This is a genomic window from Bordetella sp. 15P40C-2 (assembly GCF_009763235.1).
GTDB lineage: Bacteria > Pseudomonadota > Gammaproteobacteria > Burkholderiales > Burkholderiaceae_B > Bordetella_A.
In genome coordinates this window covers 45415-62230 of record NZ_WSJA01000001.1, presented here as the reverse complement: position 1 = coordinate 62230, position 16816 = coordinate 45415, and the positions used below count along the sequence as shown (strand labels likewise).

Sequence of the window (16816 nt, the reverse complement as noted above, 5' to 3'; positions counted from 1 at the left end):
AGTTATGCGAGTTGTAGGCGACGATGCGAGCGGGCTGCATACTCGTCGTTGGCTTTTTGTTCGAGCTTGGCTTGCACCAGAATTTGACGTTTCGCGTCGCGCTCGATGAGCGCCTGCATCGACGCCACCTTGCGCCGCTCGGTCATCCAGCGCTCGCGCGCCTGCGCGACCTGCTTCTGGATCTGACCCAGCACGCCGGACTGTTTGGCGATTGCGTCGTCCAGCGTGGAGATAAAGCGCTGCGTGTTCTGGCACTGGGACGACGTGATGCCGTCATGCATGGCCTGCTGCAGGTTGCGCAAGTAATCGTGCCGGTATTCCTGCAGTTTGATCAGCTGTTCTTCAGCCGAGCGCTGGCGGGCCATCGCCTGGCCGATTGCCTTGAAGGCCTCATCCATGGCTTTCTGCGCCAGGTCATGCAAGATCTGAAAGGGTACCGCCTGACTCATCGTTGAACTCCCGCAAACAAGCTGGCCAGCTCACGCGCGGCTTGGTCGGCCGATACCCGCTCGTCGATGTCCTGACGCAGGTAGGCCTCCAGGAACGGATATTTCTCGATCGCCATGTCGATCTGCGCATCGCTGCCGGGCACGTAGGCACCCACGGCCACCAGATCGCGGTTGCGCTGATAGCTGGAAAACAGTTGCTTGAACCGGTGGACGTGTTTGAACTGTTCCTTCTGCACGATGGCGAACATCACGCGCGAGATCGATGCCTCGATGTCGATGGCGGGGTAATGGCCCGATTCCGCCAAACTGCGCGACAGCACGATATGACCATCCAGAATGGCGCGCGCGGAATCGGCGATCGGGTCTTGCTGGTCGTCGCCTTCGGTCAGGACGGTATAGAACGCGGTAATCGAACCCGCCGGGCGACCGTTGACGCTCGCACCCATCCCGGTGCGCTCTACCAGGGCGGGCAGCTTGGCGAATACCGATGGAGGATAGCCCTTGGTCGCGGGCGGCTCGCCGATCGCCAGCGCGATCTCGCGCTGCGCCATCGCGTAGCGGGTAAGCGAATCCATGATGAGCAGCACATTCTTGCCTTCGTCACGGAAAAACTCCGCCAAACGCGTGGCATACACCGCGCCTTGCAGGCGCAGCAGGGGCGACACGTCGGCGGGCGCGGCGACGACGACCGAGTGGGCCAACCCGTCTTTGCCCAGGTTTTGTTCGATGAACTCCTTGACCTCGCGGCCCCGTTCGCCGATCAGGCCGACCACCACCACATCGGCCTTCGTATACCGGGCCATCATGCCCAGCAACACCGATTTGCCCACGCCCGAGCCTGCAAACAGACCCATACGCTGGCCCAGCCCAACCGTCAAAAGACCATTAATCGCCCGTACCCCGACGTCGAGCACGGAGGAGATCGGTGCCCGATCGAGCGGATTGATCGTCTCGGCGCTGAGCGAGGCCGCCTGCGCCTGATCGAAAAGGCCCAGACCATCCAGCGGCTTGCCATTGGCATCGACCACGCGGCCCAGCAGCGACCAGCCCACGGGCAGCGCCTGTCCACGGTCGGGCGCGGAGGCCGGCGCGGGCTGATCCGTGTCCGGCAAGGGCACGCGCGGCGACAGTGCGGAATCTGCCAGCATGACGCGGCTTTTCTTAGGCAAACCGGCGATATTGGCTTGCGGCATCAAGTACAGCGTCTCGTCGTGAAAACCCACCACCTCGGCCAGGATCCATTGATCCGGGCCCATCTCCACTTTACAGGTGGCGCCGACCGCCAGTTCGAGCCCCGTGGCTTCCAGTACGAGGCCGGTAGCCTTGGTGATGCGTCCGGTCGCCCGGGACAACGGCGTTTTTTCCACGCGATCGGCCGCCAGGCTCAGCTGCGCCTGCCAACGCGCCAGGGAGCTGACTGGCTGCCCGGTCATCATGCGGCGTCAATAGCAGGCGGGGGCGCTTGCAGCCCGATGGACGCCATGGCGGCATCCCAGCGGGTTTTCAGCGTGGCGTCGATATCGCCATAAGCAGTACGCGCCTTGATGTCGCCGCGACTCAAATCGGCGGCGGCGACCAGACGCACTTGCATTTCGCCTTGTTCGGATTGAACGAACGGGCGCAGTAGCGCAAGGTCGGCGTCGTTCAGGTAAAAGGTGATCGTGCCGTTGCACCCTTCGTGCTGGGACAGTATGTGACGCACGGTGGCCAGCAGACTGGGACCCGGATCAGCCAGCTGCAGACCGACGATATGGCTTGCGATACGCACGCCCATTGCGATCAACGACTGGCCGATTTCCTCGCGCAGGTCTACGATTTCCTGCTGGGCCGCGTCCAACAGGGCCATGAGCTGTTGCGCGGTTTGCTGCTGAATATCGGTAGCGCTTGCCATGCCGGCGGCATAGCCTTCGGCGTGACCCTCGGCACGGCCTTGCTCACGCCCCTCGGCCAGGCCTTGTTCCCGCCCGGCGGCGTAGCCTTCCTGGCGGGCTTGTTCGCGTAGCCGGGCCAGCTCTTGCTCTTGTTCCCGCTGACGGATCGCTTGCTGTTCAAGCTCGTGATCACGGGCTTGCTCGGCGCGTTCCGCCTCTTCTTCATGGCGCGCAATCGGCGCCATGGTCCAGCGCGACCAGTCGATCGACCGGTCAGACAACACGGTCGGCGGTGGCGTGACGGGTTTAAAAAGAGGCGTGGGACGCTTATACATACGAGTCATCTCCCGCGCTGTGCAGCAGGATCTTGCCCTCGTCGGCGAGGCGGCGCGCGACTTCCAGTACCTTCTTCTGCTCTGCCTCGACGATGGACAAGCGGATCGGCCCTTGTTCTGCCAGGTCTTCGCGAATCATCTGCGCTTGACGCAGGGACATATTGCCCAGGATGCGATTGACGACTTCTTCCTTGGCGCCCTTGAGCGCGATGGGCCAGATGGAGCCATCCACGTCGCGCAGAATCATTTGGATCGCGGCGTCTTCCAGATCGGCGAGGTTCTCGAACACGAACATCTCGTCCTGGATGCGCTGCGCCAGCTCCGCATCGCGTTCGCGCAGCACGGCCAACACCTTGGCTTCCTCGGTGCCGTTCATGGCATTGAGGATCTCCGCTGCGGTGCGTACACCGCCCAGCTTGCTGCGCTTGGCGCTCTGGCCCGATAGGACGCCGTTCAATACGTCCGTCAGCTCATACAGGGCCGAAGGCTGCACGCCACCAAAGGTCGCGATCCGCAGGATCACGTCGTTGCGCAAACGCTCGGACAGCAAGGTCAGCACGCCCGAGGCGCGGTCCCGGTCCAGGTGCACGAGGATGGTGGCGATGATCTGCGGATGTTCCTCGCTGATCAGCTCCACGATCGCGGTTGGCTCCAGCGAATTGAGCGCGTCGATGCCGTTGACCGCATTGCCGCTTTCCAGAATGTCTTCCAGAATGCCGGCGGCGCGATCCGGCCCCATGGCGCGCGTCAGGATGTCGCGGATGTAGCTTGCCGATCCCAGGCTCACCGACAGGAACTGTTCCGCGTCGGTGCGGAACTCTTCCATGACTTGATTGACTTCCGAGCGCGTGACTTGCTTCATGGTGGCCATGGCCGTGCCCAGGCGCTGCACCTCGTCGCTATTGAGATGTTTGACCACCTCGGCCGCGCATTCTTCTCCCAGCGCCACCATCAGAATGGCGGCTTTCCTTAGCGAGTCGGACTTACTCATCATTGTCATTGATCCAGTTGCGGATCACCATGCTGACCGCGCGGGGATCTTGCTTGGCGATTTCGCGGATAGCGTTCAGATTGTCCTCATACGAGTCGATCTGTTTTTGGGTCTCTGCGGGCGCGGGGGTGATCTCGACCGCGGGCAAGGGGGCGATTGCCTCGTCACGAGCGCGCATGAGCGGCTTGACGATCTTGAACCACAGGAACGCCAGCAACAGCGCCAGGGCCAGGTATTGCGCGGCGGTGCGAGCCAGATCCAGATAGAACGGGTCTTTCCAAACCGGCAGCGCGGGCTCTACGTTATTGAACGGAACATTCGCGACCTTCAGCGTGTCGCCGCGCGTCTCGGAATAACCGATAGCTTCTTTGACCAGATGCTGTATCTGCTCGATCTCGGTGGCGTCCAGCGGTTGCAGCTTGCCTTCTTCGTCGGTGCGATAGTTGACGACGACGGCTACCGACAGGCGTTTGATTTGACCGACGGATTCCTTGATGTGGCTGATGGTGCGGTCGACCTCGTAATTGACGGTCGAGCTCATATTGGTACTGCTAGGCCCACGCTCTTGCGTGTCCGCGTTTTGTTGATTCTGCGGCGCCACGACGGCGGCCGCCGGCGCGGGCGGGGGTTCGTTGGCCAACGCACCGGGCACGCCCATGGCGGGCAGTACGCCACGCTGTGCCGAATTGTTGGTCTGCTCGCTGCGAACGGCGGCGAGTTCAGGCTTTTGATTGGGGCGATAGGTTTCGGACGTCTGCTCGCGCACGCTGAAGTCCAACAATGCGCTGACCTCGGTGTGAACGTTGCCCGCGCCCACGATAGGCGTGAGGATCGACAACACGCGCGACGCGGTGCGCTGTTCCAGTTCGCTGGTATAGCGCAGATGCGTCTCGTTGGCGCCCAAGCCTCCTAGTGATGCCTTGGACGACAGTAGGCGGCCGGTTTGATCGACGATCGAGACATTCTCTGGCGTCAGGTCCGGCACGCTGGAGGCCACCAGCCAGGCGATGGCGGCGATCTGGCCGTCGCCCAGCATGCGGCCCGGAGACAGCGTGAGCAGTACCGACGCGGTCGGTTGCTTGCGTTCGCGAACAAACAGCGTTTGCTTGGGGATAGCCAAATGCACGCGCGTCGTCTCAACCGAGGTCATGGCTTCGATCGAGCGGGCCAGTTCGCCTTCGATGGCGCGTTGATAAGTCACCTGTTCGGCGAACTGGCTGGCGCCGAACTTCGGGCTTTCCATGAGCTCGAAGCCGACATTGCCACCCTGCGGCAGGCCTTGTTCGGCTAGCTTCATGCGCGCTTCATGCACTTTATCGGCCGGCACGAGTATCGCGCCGCCGTTGTCCGAGAACCGATGGGGGACCTGCAGTTTGTCCAGGGCGGATACGATCGCGCCTCCGTCCTTATCACCCAGGTTAGAGAACAGTACCTTATAGTCAGGCGAACTGAACGCGATCGCCGCGCCCACAAACAGGGCCACCAACGCCGACGCGCCGGCCAGCTGCACGGGCCGAGACAGCTCCGCCACCCGCTTGAGGACGGGAAAACGTTCAGTCAGTTCCTGGAAACGACTCATCGTGCGCTCCCGCGGCCGGGGGCGCCAATGGCCGAGTTCAAATTCTGGTTGGGGTCAGACATACTGCACAGCGGTGGTCAGTGAGCGGGCATTATGCGGTGGCGGTCTAATTTCCCAAGGCCGGAGTAAAGCGGCTTTTTAGTGCCTTTTCATGCCTTTCTCTCGCCATCGCTAAAATCGCCGCGGCGAGCGGATGAAGCGGATAAAAGCTGGAAGAAGGCGCACTTTCCCGGGCTGTTGAACGCAATGGAAAACACGCACCGGCAGTACAGTGCAGGCTGTCTCCGAACCGCTAAGTTGGATATGTCTGCTCCGATCGCCTCCATCCAGTCTGTCCTTTACCAGATGAATCAAGTGGCCTCCATGGCCGCGCCGCGCCCGCTATCCATGCAGCGCACCGACGATGTGACCGGCACCGCGGCACCGGGCTTTGCGGCCGAATTCAAACTGGCTGTCGAACGCGTGTCCGCCGCGCAGAATCACGCCACGACGCAAGCGCGCCACTTCGAGCTGGGTACGCCCGGCGTGACCTTGAACGACGTGATGATCGATATGCAAAAGGCCAGTCTGGGCTTTCAATCGCTGGTTCAGGTCAGAAACAAGTTGGTGTCGGCGTATCAGACGATCGCCAGTATGCCGCTGTAAGGCATCGCGTCCAATGTGACGCCCATGGCTTCTGGCATGGCCCGGGCTGATCGCGCCGGGGCGGCTCTGGCGGCCAGGCCGGTCGTTTAGTCGTCCTGCCGCTCTTGCTGGGCGTCGATGGCATAAACCCAGGCCAACAGCTCCGCGATGACGGCATAGAGCGATTCTGGTATTTGTTGGTCCAGATCCAGCTGCATCAGCAAACTGACCAATTCTGGCGACTGATGCACGAACACGCCGTTGTCGCGCGCAATGCGGATGATGCTTTCGGCCACGGCGCCGTTGCCTTTGGCGATGGCCTTGGGTGCGGCTTGTCCCGCTTCATATTGCAGGGCGACTGCTTTTCGTCGGTCAGGCGTCGTCATGATCCACGCGTTTCAGAGTAATGTCACCCGGGCGCATTCCCGCGGATTCCAGCGTTTCGCGCAGCGTAGAAAGACGCTCTGCGAGTATCGCACCCTCGTCGGTCACATCCAGATGAATATCTACGTGCGGGCCAGCGATTCGGATTCGGGCCGATACTGCGCCCAGCGTCGGCAACTCCAAATCGATACGGGTGCGGCACGTGCGTTCTTCTGTGTCCGGCTCCTGACGTTGAGTCTTGTCGTCGCGCTCGGTGGGCGGTACGAAAATTTCCCACCGCATGGTTGCGCCGGGCCAGACCTGTCCTTGCCATTGAATAGGCTGCCCGGCGAGCAGGTCGAGTTGTTGACGCACCAGCGGGCGCAACTCCTCACGTACCTCGAGGTCATCAGCCTCGGGTAATGGGTGTCGGTGCTGCGGCTCATCCTCTAGAGGCGTGAGATGGGTCGAGCCGGCTTGCAGCTGCTCTAACAGATGCGATTCGTAGAACAACCCCGACTGAACGATTTGCCCCTTCAGTACGACCATCAAGGCCTGAGTCAGCGCGGACGAAAGCGGCTTGAGAAAGCTCGCTTGGGCTGCATTGTCTATGGACGCCGGCATGATGAATGGGGCAGGCGTCTGGTTCGCGGGCGGTTTGCTCGCTTGCGTTTGCACCTCTGGCTCGACCACGGCGGTCGCAACCGCCTGCGCGCGCAAGGACAGCACGGCGGTGACGAATAAGGGTTGTGCCTGGGTCACAGGCCCCGCGCCATGCGGAAACCCGTCGATCAGCGGGAGCAGTGTGCGTCCCACCGTGCTCAAGTGCGTCTTGGCCGACTGCGTTTCGAGCGCAGACTGAGCGACATCGGCGGATGCCAGCTTTATAGAGGTGGGAGCGGGGGGGCGCATGATATGGGTCAGATAGCGCGCGGGAGCGTTGGCTTGCCCCGGCTGCTTGGCCACAATTGTTTGCGCAAAGGCAAGCTTCGCCGTGCTGGATTCGTTGGCAGGTACCGTAGAGGCGGCTGAGGCGGGCGGTATCGCGCGCCCGCGTCCGGCCTTCGCCAGCTGCGTATGTGCGGCTAGGGGAATGCCGAGCGCGGACTCAATACGCTGCACGAGCAAGGTATTGAGGCCGGATAGTTTCACTGCAGCATGCTTCCGGAAGGAGTACCGTAAGCCCGCAACATGCACTTTTGCTTATTTAGCTGGACCAGCATTTGGCCCAGTCGAGCCAAGCCTGGCATAGCCAGGTCGCGTACCGCGGCATCATTGTTCAGTATCTGCCGCAATAGTTGCGCGCGATCCTCCCGGTTTTGCAGAGTTGCGAGCTGTGCCGCCGGGATGCCGCGCAATGTTTCCACGGTGTTGTAATAGGCTTGACCCAGTTCTATCAGGTGGTCCCAATCCTGGTCTTGCGCAGCGATGCGCATCGCACCCGTGATGGTGACGATCTGTTGATAGATCGCGATGACGGAGCTTTCAGATAGGGAGGCGGAAGTGGTTGGCATAGGGGTCGGGGTGCGAGTCTCGGGGGCCTGACTTGGTTGTTGGTTCTTAATAGTCGGCCTTCGTTTTGATTATGTAGACGCTTTGATGCGTGCCTGATGTTGGGGTTATGCCTGCAGTTGGCCCGTCGCCGCGTTCCAGGCGCTAGACAGATCATCCAACATCGCGAGCACAGTATTGAGATGTTCCGCGTTGGCTTGCACATTCGCCAACAGCAGGTGATGGGCCATGAGGTCATAGCTGAGGATAAGGCTTCTGGCGACTTCACCTTGCGACTCGTCGACGCTTGCCTTCAGACCCTGCAGAATGATGTCCAGCGCTTTTGATATGGCTGCGCCTCGCTCGCCCACCTGCCCCGCCTCGAGGTGAAACCGGGCCTTGGTGACGGATGAGCGGGCTGCATCAAACAGCATGCTGATCAGTTTCACGGGCGAGGCGCTTCGGACGGACGTTTCCAACCCCACCGTAGCATACGATTGGGCTAACCGGCGTGAGCCGCGGAGCGGGGTCGTCATCATGATCCGCTAGTTCCGAGGAGAGAAAGTTGTTGAGTGAGATAGGAACTCGTTGTGTTCATCTGCGCGACCAGTGCGTCCATTGCCGCGAATTGCTTGCGATAGACTTCGACTTGCGCGTCAATGCGGGCCTGTGCACTGGTGTATTGGCGTTCCAGATCTTTCAGCTGCTTTGACGCGCCTTCCGAGGCGGTCACCAGCAGACCCGCCTTGGCGTCGGTAAAGGAATCGGCGACGTCTATCGCTCTGGCGGCCACACCGGATTCCCCGCGGAACAAGGCCTGCACGTCCGCCGGTTTTTCGAGCATCGCCTTATTAAGGACAGCGTCATCAATCTTAAGTTGCCCGGATGAAGGGTCGGTGCGGATTCCAATCTGCGACAACATGCTGAACGCACCCGCACTGGACGTATTGTTCAGAATGTCGCTCATGCGGCCTTGAATCTTGCGGGCAAGTGAGTCGCCAGTTAGCGCGCTCGTGGTCTGGCTCTCCACATCGTACGCTGTGACTTGCTTGATTTTCTTCAGTACGTCGTTATAGCGGTCAATAAAGGTCTTGATCGCGTCTTTAACGCCCTGGGCGTCGCCCGATACGCTCAGTGAGTTCGTGGTTTCGCTTGTACCTTTCAAGACAAGCGTGACCCCGTCCAAGACGTTCGTTACGGTATTGCTTTGCGATGAGATGTCCACCCCATTGATTTCCAGCGACGCATTGGAGGCGGCCGATTCCGTGACGGTAGAGCCCGCGGAGCCAAATTGCATCAACGCATCGAGTGCCGTGTTGCCGCTGACTGAAATGTTCGTCACTGCCGCGTCCGAGCCTGTTTTTGTGCTGGTAAGGATCAGCTGGTAGGGGGTGTCGGAACCGTTATTTAAGATCGTGGCCCGTACGCCCAGATTCTCCTGGCCGTTGATGGCCGCGACGATATCGTTTAGCGACGTGCCGGTGGCGGCCAAGTCGAGCTCCTTGCTCTGGCCATCTATTGTGAAACTGATTTTGCCGCCCGAGCCGATGGCTTCTGTACGGCTGGCTTGACCCGTCATCACCAGCGATTGCGCGGTGGCCAGGGCGTTTACCTTGATGCGATAGTCGCCAGCCAGCGCGCCGGTAGTCGCCGTAGCCGTGAAGTCCGAGCCGACGACGGTCGTCTTCATACTGTCGAAGGCGTCTGCCGACAGTGTCTTGGCCGCGGTGCTCATGTACGTCAGTTCGTTCTTCAACTGGCCATAAGCGGTAATTCTCGCGTTGACGCTATCTTGCCGGGTGGTGATCACGGTCAGTTTGGACTCCTCGCTGGTGCGCAAGTTGTCCAGCAGTTCCGCCAGAGGCAGATTCGAGCCCACGCCGATCGATGAAATAGCCATGAAGTTCTCCTAACAGTTGGAATTTTCTCGCGGGCGCATCAAGCATGATCGACACGAAAGCAGTCAATTAGCATGCCAATTCATAGATTCAGTTCGCGCGTATTCGGCGCTATTTCTTGATTACGGCATGGCTTTGGAAAAATTTAGCCCGGGCTATCCGGACAGTGGGTGTAATCGCGCGAATTGCCGGCCAATTAGGGCTTAGCTCTGCCAGAAAGCCCCCTGACACTCGCCCGATAATGCTCGCCGGTATACACGAGTCTCATCCAAGCATGACATCGCCCACCGAAGCGCTCATCCAGGAGCACGCGCCGCTTGTTCGTCGGCTCGCCCTGAAACTGGCGACCAAACTGCCCGCCAATGTCGAGCTCGACGATCTGATCCAGTCCGGCATGATGGGGCTGCTCGATGCCGCGAAAAAATACGAGAAGGGCAGGGGCGCGCAATTTACCAGTTATGCGATCACCCGCATCAATGGCTCGATGCTCGACGAGCTGCGCCGGCAGGACTGGCTGCCACGCAGCGCGCGGGCTCGCTCGCGGCAGATCGAAGCCGCGATGCAGTCACTCGAACAAGAGTTGGGGCGTAGCGCGACCGAGCAGGAGATCGCCGAGCATCTTGGGATCAACACCGAGGACTTTCATAGTCTGCTCGATGAGGCCCAAGGTATTCAGCTGGTGCATTACGAGGACCTCGCTGGCGGGCATACCGATTCGAGCATGGCGCATGGCGGCATGCTCGATAGTCTGGTCAGCGAAGATGCCACGCCGTTGGATGCGCTGCTAGGAGGGGAGTTCCGGCACTGCCTGGCACAGGCTATCGCGAGCCTGCCAGAAAAAGAAAAGCTGGTGCTGCATCTGGCCTACGAGCAAGATCTCAACTTCGCCGAAATCAGCGAGGTCTTGAACCTGAGCCGCGGGCGTATATCTCAGATAAAGACGCAGGCAGTATTGCGCCTGCGCGCCGCGTTAAACGAGATGCATTGGACTGCGATGCCAGAAGAGACGGCGCTCTCGCTGGTTTGTTGAGCGAAAAATAATTCAACGGTTCCCTAAACATTTTTTGGCTGCCGACGATAACCTCCTTGAAGCCTGAATCTTGAGGCTTTCGGATGTAGTCCAAAAATTTTTCTGGAGCCCACCATGGCCGTTATCAATACCAATATTCTGGCGCTGAACTCGCAGACCAACCTGAACCGCTCGGCTTCGGCATTGGGCAGCGCCATCGAGCGCTTGTCCTCGGGCCTGCGCATCAACAGCGCCAAGGATGACGCTGCGGGTCAAGCGATTGCGAACCGCATGACCGCGCAAGTCAAGGGCATGGCGCAAGCCGCTCGTAACGCAAACGATGGTATTTCGCTCGCGCAGACCGCTGAAGGTTCGCTGAACCAAATCACCGACAACTTGCAACGGATTCGTGAACTGACTGTGCAAGCACAGAACGGCACCAACACCGATGCGGATCTGCAGTCTATCCAGGACGAAGTCAACCAACGCTTGCAAGAAATCGATCGCGTGGCCGACACCACGTCGTTTAACGGCAAGAGCTTGCTCAAGAGCGACGCGACGCTGACCACCTATGATGCGGACACGGGTTTTGTCGATCAGGCTGGTACCGCCGCTACGGAAAAGTCCAAGTTCTCCATCCAAGTCGGCGCGAACGATACCGAGGTCATCTCCGTTGAGATCAGCGCTGCCGATACCGCCAGCCTGGGGATTGCCGGCTTCATCGTGGCCGATTTCGAGGACGCCGCCGGTACCGCGCAAACGGGTACTACCGACCCGCTCGCCACGCTTGACGCAGCGATCTCGAAGGTGGATGCCACGCGCAGCAACCTGGGTGCGGTACAGAACCGTTTCCAATCGACGATTTCTACGTTGAACAACACCGTCAACAACCTGTCCGCAGCTCGTTCGCGTATCGAAGACGCCGACTACGCCGTCGAAGTGTCGAACATGACGCGCGCTCAGATCCTGCAACAAGCGGGTACCTCGGTTCTGGCCCAGGCCAACCAAGTGCCGCAAGGCGTTCTGTCGCTGCTGCGTTAATCCCCTGCGGCGTGAAGGGCGTCATGCGCCCTTCCATAGAACGATTAGAACCGCCATCTCCGCCGGAGTGGCGGTTTTTGTTTCCTATCGTAGAAAATCCTTATGAACGCGCGGACTCGGCGCAAAACCGTCGCGGGGAACCCGTAATCCTTACGTTCATAAGGATTTTCTTGCATGATCCCACGCAATCAAGCAAAATCCTCACGAACGTGAGGATGCCATGCAGATAACGATCCCCAACGCCGCCACCATCGGCGCCATCATCCGCGCCACCCGCAAGGTGCAAAAAATTCGTCAGGATGACGCCGCAGGCAGTATAGGCGTCAGCGAAAACTTCCTCGGAAAAGTCGAGCGCGGCAGCGACTCGGTTCAATGGGGCAAGCTATTCCAGGTTCTCGAGGGCCTGGGCGTGCGGGTCATCGTCGACGTGCCCGACGCCGTCGCCGCAGAGCTAGACGGCGCGATTAACACCGGGAAACAACCGTGACGGCGCGATCGCTGATCGCCTCGATCGACCAGCACGAGGTCGGCACCCTGGAGGAAGTCAACGGCCTCTGGTCGTTTCGCTACGCCCGCGCATGGCTCGATGATCCCCGTCACTTCCCGTTAAGCCCGCACCTTCCTCTGTCGTTCGACGCCATCGTCGATGGCGCCTCCGTGCGTCCTGTGCAGTGGTACTTCGATAACCTGCTACCCGAGGAAGGACAGCGCATACTCCTCGCGCAAGACGCACGGCTGCAGGCGGCCGATGCGTTTGGACTACTGGCCTCGTACGGCGCCGAATCCGCGGGATCGCTGACCTTATTGCCGCCCGGACGCACGCAGGATGCTCCCGAACCCTTGCGCCCGCTATCGGATGATGCCCTGTACACCCGCATCCGCCATCTACCGAAAATCCCCTTGACCCAAGGCGCCGTCAAACGCATGTCACTCGCGGGCGCCCAGCACAAGCTGGCGGTGGTGCTTCGTGACGACGCGTTGTACGAACCTGCGGGTGCCACGCCATCAACGCATATCCTCAAGCCAGACCACCCGGACGAAGACTATGCGCATTCGGTCATTAACGAATGGTTCGTCATGCGTCTGGCCCGTCGCCTTGGTCTCGTCGTGCCCGACGTGCATCGGCGCTACGTGCCATCACCGGTGTATCTGATCGATCGGTTCGATCGCGTCGCGGACACACACGGCTGGCACCGGCGCCATGCGATCGACGCGTGCCAACTGCTGGGCTTGGACCGCAGCTTCAAGTATTCCGAAGGACGCGTGGAGAACCTCGCCGCTTTGGCCGCCGCATGTAGAAGTCCCGCCGTCGCGCGCGCCCGGCTCTATGGATGGCTGGTGTTCAATGTGCTGGTCGGCAATGCCGATGCCCACCTTAAGAACCTGAGCTTTCTCGTCTCGCACGATGGGGTGCAGCTGGCGCCGTTCTACGATCTGCTCAGCGTCGCCGCCTACGACACGCCGGCATTCGACAAGACCGGCTGGCCCGACACGACGCAGCTGGCATGGCCCCTGCTGGATGTCCGTCAGTTTGCACAGGTAGACCGAAAATTATTGTTGGAGGCCGGAGCGGCGTTGCATCTGAATCGAGGCACGGCGCAACGCATTATGGATAGTCTGGTGCGCAAGGTGCTGCCCGAAAGCGAAGCCCTCTACGCGGAGACGCAAGCCGAGAATACCCGCCTCATCGCGGCGCAACCCGAGCTCGCGGCGACGATGGCGGGCGAGGCTCGCTGCTTGCGGACCATCATTCATTCCGTCATTAAAACCATGGTGCAGCGCTTGGCGTGATCACATCGCGAGGCCGCAAGCCATTCCCTGTATCATTTCCCCGTCAATCAATGTTGGAGACACCATGGCGGCATCTCGCACCAAGAAACCGGAAGACCCCGAGATCGATCCGACCCAGTTGCTGGCCTATCGCGTGCTGACGCTGAGTCAGCTGCTGAATCGTGGCATCGAGGTGATTCTGGAATCGGACCTGGGCCTATCCGTTCGTCAATGGCGCGTGGTGCTCTGCATCGCCACGCGCGGGCCGCAATCGGTACAAGACATCGCCGATTTTTGCCGATATGACAAAAGCCAAGTCAGCCGCGCGGTGGCCGAGTTGCTCGAAAAGAAGCTCGTGGCCACCGGCGCCAGCCCGACCGACGGGCGCCGCGTACTGGTACGCCTGACCGCGGCAGGGCGGGAGAAATTCAAGCGCGGCATGCCGCTTAGCCTGGCCCGGCAAGAGCGCCTGGCCAGCTGCCTGAGCCGAACTCAGTTGCAAACCTTCGATAAAGCCCTGCAAACGCTGATTCAGCAGGCCGAGGTGATGCTGCAAGAAGCGCACGATCAGCGGGGCTGAGCCCGCTCATCGTACGCCGGCGTCAATCACCAGCCACCGGCGTGACCGTCCTTGCGGTGGTCCGACGCGCCCAGGTAGCCATCCACCAAACGGGCAATCGCCTGCGATCCGCCGAACTCGTCAGAGAAACGGGGCGCCACTTCGATTTTGTGGCCCTTTTCGCGCAGGGCGGCAACCACATCGCTCGGGAAGTTCCATTCCACCAGCACAGTGACGTTGTCTTCCAGAATGCGCCAGCGCGGCGCATCGATCACGGCTTGTGGGTTTTGGCCGTGTGCGATGCGCGCGGTCACCTGCATGTGACCTTGCGCCTGCAAGGATCCGCCCATCACGCCAAAGCTCATCAGCGGCTTGCCATCGCGCATCAAGAAGCCGGGGATGATGGTGTGGAACGGACGCTTGCGCGGGCCGACCTGGTTAGGATGACCAGGCAGCAGATTGAAGCCCCAGCCCCGATTATGCAGCGCGATACCCGTGCCGGGCACGACCAACCCCGAGCCGAAGCCTTTGAAGTTGGACTGAATGAACGACACCATCATGCCGCTGGCATCGGCCGTGGTCAGATAGGTGGTGCCGCCTTTTAATGGCAGCCCGGGACCGGGGTAGCGGGCTTGTGCCGGGTCGATTTCTTGCGCCCGCGACGCCAGATACGCCGGATTCAACAGCGCCTGGGCATCGACTTCATGCATATAGCGGGGGTCGGCGACATAACGATGCATGTCCGCCAACGCCAGCTTCATGGCTTCGATCTGCGCATGGAAGTACTCCGTGGAATCGACCGGCAGACCCGGTGCGCCGAAGGCGTCGAGCATGCCCAGCGCCATCAGCGCGCCAATGCCTTGGCCGTTGGGGCCGATTTCGTGTAGCTCGATGTCCTGATAACGCTGCGAGATCGGCTGCACCCAATCGACCTCATGCGCTTCCAGATCGGCACGGGTGAGGGCGCCGCCTGTTGCCTGGGCATAGGCCGCTATGCGGTCCGCCAAAGCGCCACGGTAGAACGACTCGCCTTCGCTGCGGGCGATTTCCTCCAGGGTAGCGGCCTGGCCGGGGCAGATGTAACGCTGGCCGGGGGCCGGTGCATGGCCGCCGGGCGCAAAGGCCTCGACGAATCCGGGAATGTGTTTGATATCGGCGATCTGGGTTTCCCACTGGCGGCTGGCGATCGGTGTCACGATGTAGCCATCCCGCGCATAGCGGATCGCGGCTTTGAACAAATCTGCGAAAGGCAACTTGCCAAATCGCTTGGATAGCGCCACCCAGCCCGAGACGGCGCCAGGCACCGTCACCGAATCCCACCCGCGCGACGGCATCTGATCGTATTTAGAAAAATACTCCGGCGTCCAAGCCTGCGGCGAGCGCCCGGAAGCATTCAGGCCGTGCAATTGTTCGCCATCCCAAATAATGGCGAACAAATCCCCACCGATGCCGTTCATGCACGGGGCGACCACTGTCATCGCGATGCCGGCGGCCACCGCGGCATCGACCGCGTTGCCGCCGGCAGCCAGGGCCTGCAGCGCGGCCTGCGTGGCTAAGGGCTGTTCCGTGCACGCGACGTTTTCAGCCAGCACCGGCATGCGTTGCGAGGTGTAGGGAAAGGCCCATTGCGAGCCGTTAAATGAAGCCATGCTGATTCCTGAAGTAAATATCGGCTTAGTTGGATGCGGTTCCCAGCTTTTTCGCGAGATTCGGCCACAGGGCGAATTCTTTCGCGAGCTGCGGGCGCAGTTCTTCGGGGGCGGTGAAGCGGGCCACAATGCCGTTGTTCTGCAAGGTGGCGATCACCTCGTCGTTGGCGACGGCTTGACGCACGGCGTCGGTCAGCACATTGAGGTTCGCGGGCGGGGTATTGGCCGGCGCCAGCAGCACGAAAGCGTTGTCGGCCTTCAGGTCATAGCCGAGCTCAGCCATGGTGGGGACGTCGGGCAACTGCGGCACGCGGTTGCTGGCCGCGGTGGCCAGGGGCACCAGCTTGCCGGCGCGAACATGGGGTAGCACCGACGAAACGCTGTCGAACATCATGCTTGTTTCACCGGTGATCAATCCGGGTATCGCTTCGGAACTGCCTTTGTACGGGACATGCGATGCCGACACGCCAGCGCCGTCCAGAAACACTGCTGACTCGATATGGGACAACGATCCGGCTCCCTGCGACGCGTAGTGATAGTGGCCGGGACGGCTTTTCAGCAGTTCCACCAGTTCTTTGACGGACTTCACGCCCAGCGACGGCGGGACGACCAGCATATGCGGTGCGTCGGCCATGCCGGCCACGGCCGAGAAATCGCGTTCGATATCCGGCAGGTCCTTATAGGTCACGCTGGCAATCGCCACGCCCGCCAGCGGGACCAGGCCGATGGTGTAGCCATCGGGCGCGGCATTCGCCAGATTCTTGTAGCCGATGGTCGTCGCCGCGCCGGGCTTGTTCTCGACGATGACTTGCTGATTCAGCGTCTGCGACATGTGTCGCGCAATCGCACGCGCCGAGGTGTCCCCCGCACCGCCGGGCGGGGCGGGGACGATCAGTTTTACGGGCTTGGCCGGAAAATCGGCCTGGGCGCCTGGCGCCTGGGCCATAGCCGGCGCCATACCGGCCGCCAGTCCAAAGCCCACCACACATTGAAGCAGTTTACGCAAAACAGGGGTAACGCCGGTCAGACTCGTCATCGATCGCTCCTGGGCAAAGGGCCCGGCGGCTGCAGGACTCGCGCCGCTTCTATGGTGGCCCGTGGAGCGGATCATATCGATGAGATAGTTGCTACGTCAACTAGATTGACGGCGAGGTGGCACGTTCTTTTCCGCACGTCGTCGTGTGGTG

The 16816-nt window shown here is 61.0% G+C and carries 18 protein-coding genes; 6 read left to right on the top strand and 12 right to left on the bottom strand.

The features are described 5' to 3' along the window. Nucleotides 1-2: 2 nt before the first annotated feature. From fliJ to fliF, 5 genes are read right to left on the bottom strand one after another with little or no spacing between them, the layout of a single operon-like run. Entirely contained in the window at nt 3-449 is a 447-nt protein-coding gene (gene fliJ / locus GOQ25_RS00275) for a flagellar export protein FliJ (protein ID WP_160355595.1), read from the bottom strand. After that, nucleotides 446-1882 carry a flagellar protein export ATPase FliI gene (gene fliI / locus GOQ25_RS00270; RefSeq protein WP_370519849.1) on the bottom strand — a complete coding sequence of 479 codons (1437 nt, stop codon included), beginning with the start codon at nt 1880-1882 and terminating at the stop codon, nt 446-448. Before fliI ends, fliJ begins: the two co-directional genes overlap by 4 nt. Further along, nucleotides 1882-2655, bottom strand: a complete 774-nt coding sequence (locus tag GOQ25_RS00265; RefSeq protein ID WP_160348433.1) for a FliH/SctL family protein — start codon at nt 2653-2655, stop codon at nt 1882-1884. The genes fliI and GOQ25_RS00265 overlap by 1 nt, the downstream gene beginning before the upstream one ends. Continuing rightward, a complete protein-coding gene (fliG, locus tag GOQ25_RS00260; RefSeq protein WP_370519842.1) occupies nt 2648-3655 on the bottom strand; it encodes a flagellar motor switch protein FliG in 1008 nt (335 codons plus the stop codon). Before fliG ends, GOQ25_RS00265 begins: the two co-directional genes overlap by 8 nt. Beyond that, the gene (gene fliF, locus GOQ25_RS00255) at nt 3639-5225 is read right to left on the bottom strand and encodes a flagellar basal-body MS-ring/collar protein FliF (protein WP_160348431.1); all 1587 of its coding nucleotides are present in this window, start codon (nt 5223-5225) and stop codon (nt 3639-3641) included. Before fliF ends, fliG begins: the two co-directional genes overlap by 17 nt. A gap of 303 nt (nt 5226-5528) precedes the next feature. On the opposite strand from fliF, the gene fliE reads away from it, so the two are divergent. After that, the gene (gene fliE, locus GOQ25_RS00250; protein ID WP_160348430.1) at nt 5529-5870 is read left to right on the top strand and encodes a flagellar hook-basal body complex protein FliE; all 342 of its coding nucleotides are present in this window, start codon (nt 5529-5531) and stop codon (nt 5868-5870) included. Nucleotides 5871-5956: 86 nt separating this feature from the next. On the opposite strand, the gene GOQ25_RS00245 is transcribed toward fliE, so the two are convergent. The 5 genes from GOQ25_RS00245 to fliD form a co-directional block, all read right to left on the bottom strand. Continuing rightward, entirely contained in the window at nt 5957-6235 is a 279-nt protein-coding gene (locus tag GOQ25_RS00245; protein WP_160348429.1) for an EscU/YscU/HrcU family type III secretion system export apparatus switch protein, read from the bottom strand. Next, on the bottom strand, nt 6222-7364 hold the full coding sequence (locus GOQ25_RS19725) for a flagellar hook-length control protein FliK (RefSeq protein WP_160348428.1): 1143 nt from the start codon (nt 7362-7364) through the stop codon (nt 6222-6224). Before GOQ25_RS19725 ends, GOQ25_RS00245 begins: the two co-directional genes overlap by 14 nt. Next, a complete protein-coding gene (locus tag GOQ25_RS00235) occupies nt 7361-7726 on the bottom strand; it encodes a flagellar protein FliT (RefSeq protein ID WP_160348427.1) in 366 nt (121 codons plus the stop codon). Before GOQ25_RS00235 ends, GOQ25_RS19725 begins: the two co-directional genes overlap by 4 nt. A 105-nt stretch (nt 7727-7831) precedes the next feature. After that, nucleotides 7832-8239, bottom strand: coding sequence for a flagellar export chaperone FliS (fliS, locus tag GOQ25_RS00230; protein WP_255448201.1), 408 nt, complete (start codon nt 8237-8239; stop codon nt 7832-7834). Next, entirely contained in the window at nt 8239-9603 is a 1365-nt protein-coding gene (gene fliD / locus GOQ25_RS00225; RefSeq protein WP_160348425.1) for a flagellar filament capping protein FliD, read from the bottom strand. The genes fliS and fliD overlap by 1 nt, the downstream gene beginning before the upstream one ends. 272 nt (nt 9604-9875) lie before the next feature. Here fliD and GOQ25_RS00220 point away from each other — a divergent pair, with 272 nt between their 5' ends. From GOQ25_RS00220 to GOQ25_RS00200, 5 genes are all read left to right on the top strand, one after another. After that, entirely contained in the window at nt 9876-10631 is a 756-nt protein-coding gene (locus GOQ25_RS00220; protein WP_160348424.1) for an RNA polymerase sigma factor FliA, read from the top strand. A 114-nt stretch (nt 10632-10745) separates the two neighbouring features. Next, a complete protein-coding gene (locus GOQ25_RS00215) occupies nt 10746-11651 on the top strand; it encodes a flagellin (protein ID WP_160348423.1) in 906 nt (301 codons plus the stop codon). Between the two features lie 220 nt (nt 11652-11871). After that, nucleotides 11872-12138 (top strand): helix-turn-helix transcriptional regulator, encoded by a 267-nt coding sequence (locus GOQ25_RS00210; protein WP_160348422.1) that lies wholly within the window; start codon nt 11872-11874, stop codon nt 12136-12138. Continuing rightward, nucleotides 12135-13442: a HipA domain-containing protein gene (locus GOQ25_RS00205; protein WP_160348421.1), complete on the top strand. Its 1308-nt coding sequence runs from the start codon at nt 12135-12137 to the stop codon at nt 13440-13442. Before GOQ25_RS00210 ends, GOQ25_RS00205 begins: the two co-directional genes overlap by 4 nt. A 64-nt stretch (nt 13443-13506) precedes the next feature. After that, nucleotides 13507-14001, top strand: a complete 495-nt coding sequence (locus GOQ25_RS00200) for a MarR family winged helix-turn-helix transcriptional regulator (protein WP_160348420.1) — start codon at nt 13507-13509, stop codon at nt 13999-14001. A 26-nt stretch (nt 14002-14027) separates the two neighbouring features. Here GOQ25_RS00200 and GOQ25_RS00195 read toward each other — a convergent pair whose 3' ends face one another. Then, complete coding sequence (locus GOQ25_RS00195) at nt 14028-15629, bottom strand: gamma-glutamyltransferase family protein (protein ID WP_160348419.1); 1602 nt, start codon at nt 15627-15629, stop codon at nt 14028-14030. A gap of 25 nt (nt 15630-15654) precedes the next feature. Further along, on the bottom strand, nt 15655-16665 hold the full coding sequence (locus tag GOQ25_RS00190) for a tripartite tricarboxylate transporter substrate binding protein (protein ID WP_236844423.1): 1011 nt from the start codon (nt 16663-16665) through the stop codon (nt 15655-15657). Between the last annotated feature and the right edge of the window lie 151 nt (nt 16666-16816).

What these genes read in the sequence shown, in the direction of transcription:
- fliJ (WP_160355595.1), bottom strand. Translation starts at nt 449, where the DNA reads ATGAGTCAGGCGGTACCCTTTCAGATCTTGCATGACCTGGCGCAGAAA.
- fliI (WP_370519849.1), bottom strand. Translation starts at nt 1,882, where the DNA reads ATGACCGGGCAGCCAGTCAGCTCCCTGGCGCGTTGGCAGGCGCAGCTG.
- GOQ25_RS00265 (WP_160348433.1), bottom strand. Translation starts at nt 2,655, where the DNA reads ATGTATAAGCGTCCCACGCCTCTTTTTAAACCCGTCACGCCACCGCCG.
- fliG (WP_370519842.1), bottom strand. Translation starts at nt 3,655, where the DNA reads ATGACAATGATGAGTAAGTCCGACTCGCTAAGGAAAGCCGCCATTCTG.
- fliF (WP_160348431.1), bottom strand. Translation starts at nt 5,225, where the DNA reads ATGAGTCGTTTCCAGGAACTGACTGAACGTTTTCCCGTCCTCAAGCGG.
- fliE (WP_160348430.1), top strand. Translation starts at nt 5,529, where the DNA reads ATGTCTGCTCCGATCGCCTCCATCCAGTCTGTCCTTTACCAGATGAAT.
- GOQ25_RS00245 (WP_160348429.1), bottom strand. Translation starts at nt 6,235, where the DNA reads ATGACGACGCCTGACCGACGAAAAGCAGTCGCCCTGCAATATGAAGCG.
- GOQ25_RS00235 (WP_160348427.1), bottom strand. Translation starts at nt 7,726, where the DNA reads ATGCCAACCACTTCCGCCTCCCTATCTGAAAGCTCCGTCATCGCGATC.
- fliS (WP_255448201.1), bottom strand. Translation starts at nt 8,239, where the DNA reads ATGACGACCCCGCTCCGCGGCTCACGCCGGTTAGCCCAATCGTATGCT.
- fliD (WP_160348425.1), bottom strand. Translation starts at nt 9,603, where the DNA reads ATGGCTATTTCATCGATCGGCGTGGGCTCGAATCTGCCTCTGGCGGAA.
- GOQ25_RS00220 (WP_160348424.1), top strand. Translation starts at nt 9,876, where the DNA reads ATGACATCGCCCACCGAAGCGCTCATCCAGGAGCACGCGCCGCTTGTT.
- GOQ25_RS00215 (WP_160348423.1), top strand. Translation starts at nt 10,746, where the DNA reads ATGGCCGTTATCAATACCAATATTCTGGCGCTGAACTCGCAGACCAAC.
- GOQ25_RS00210 (WP_160348422.1), top strand. Translation starts at nt 11,872, where the DNA reads ATGCAGATAACGATCCCCAACGCCGCCACCATCGGCGCCATCATCCGC.
- GOQ25_RS00200 (WP_160348420.1), top strand. Translation starts at nt 13,507, where the DNA reads ATGGCGGCATCTCGCACCAAGAAACCGGAAGACCCCGAGATCGATCCG.
- GOQ25_RS00195 (WP_160348419.1), bottom strand. Translation starts at nt 15,629, where the DNA reads ATGGCTTCATTTAACGGCTCGCAATGGGCCTTTCCCTACACCTCGCAA.
- GOQ25_RS00190 (WP_236844423.1), bottom strand. Translation starts at nt 16,665, where the DNA reads ATGACGAGTCTGACCGGCGTTACCCCTGTTTTGCGTAAACTGCTTCAA.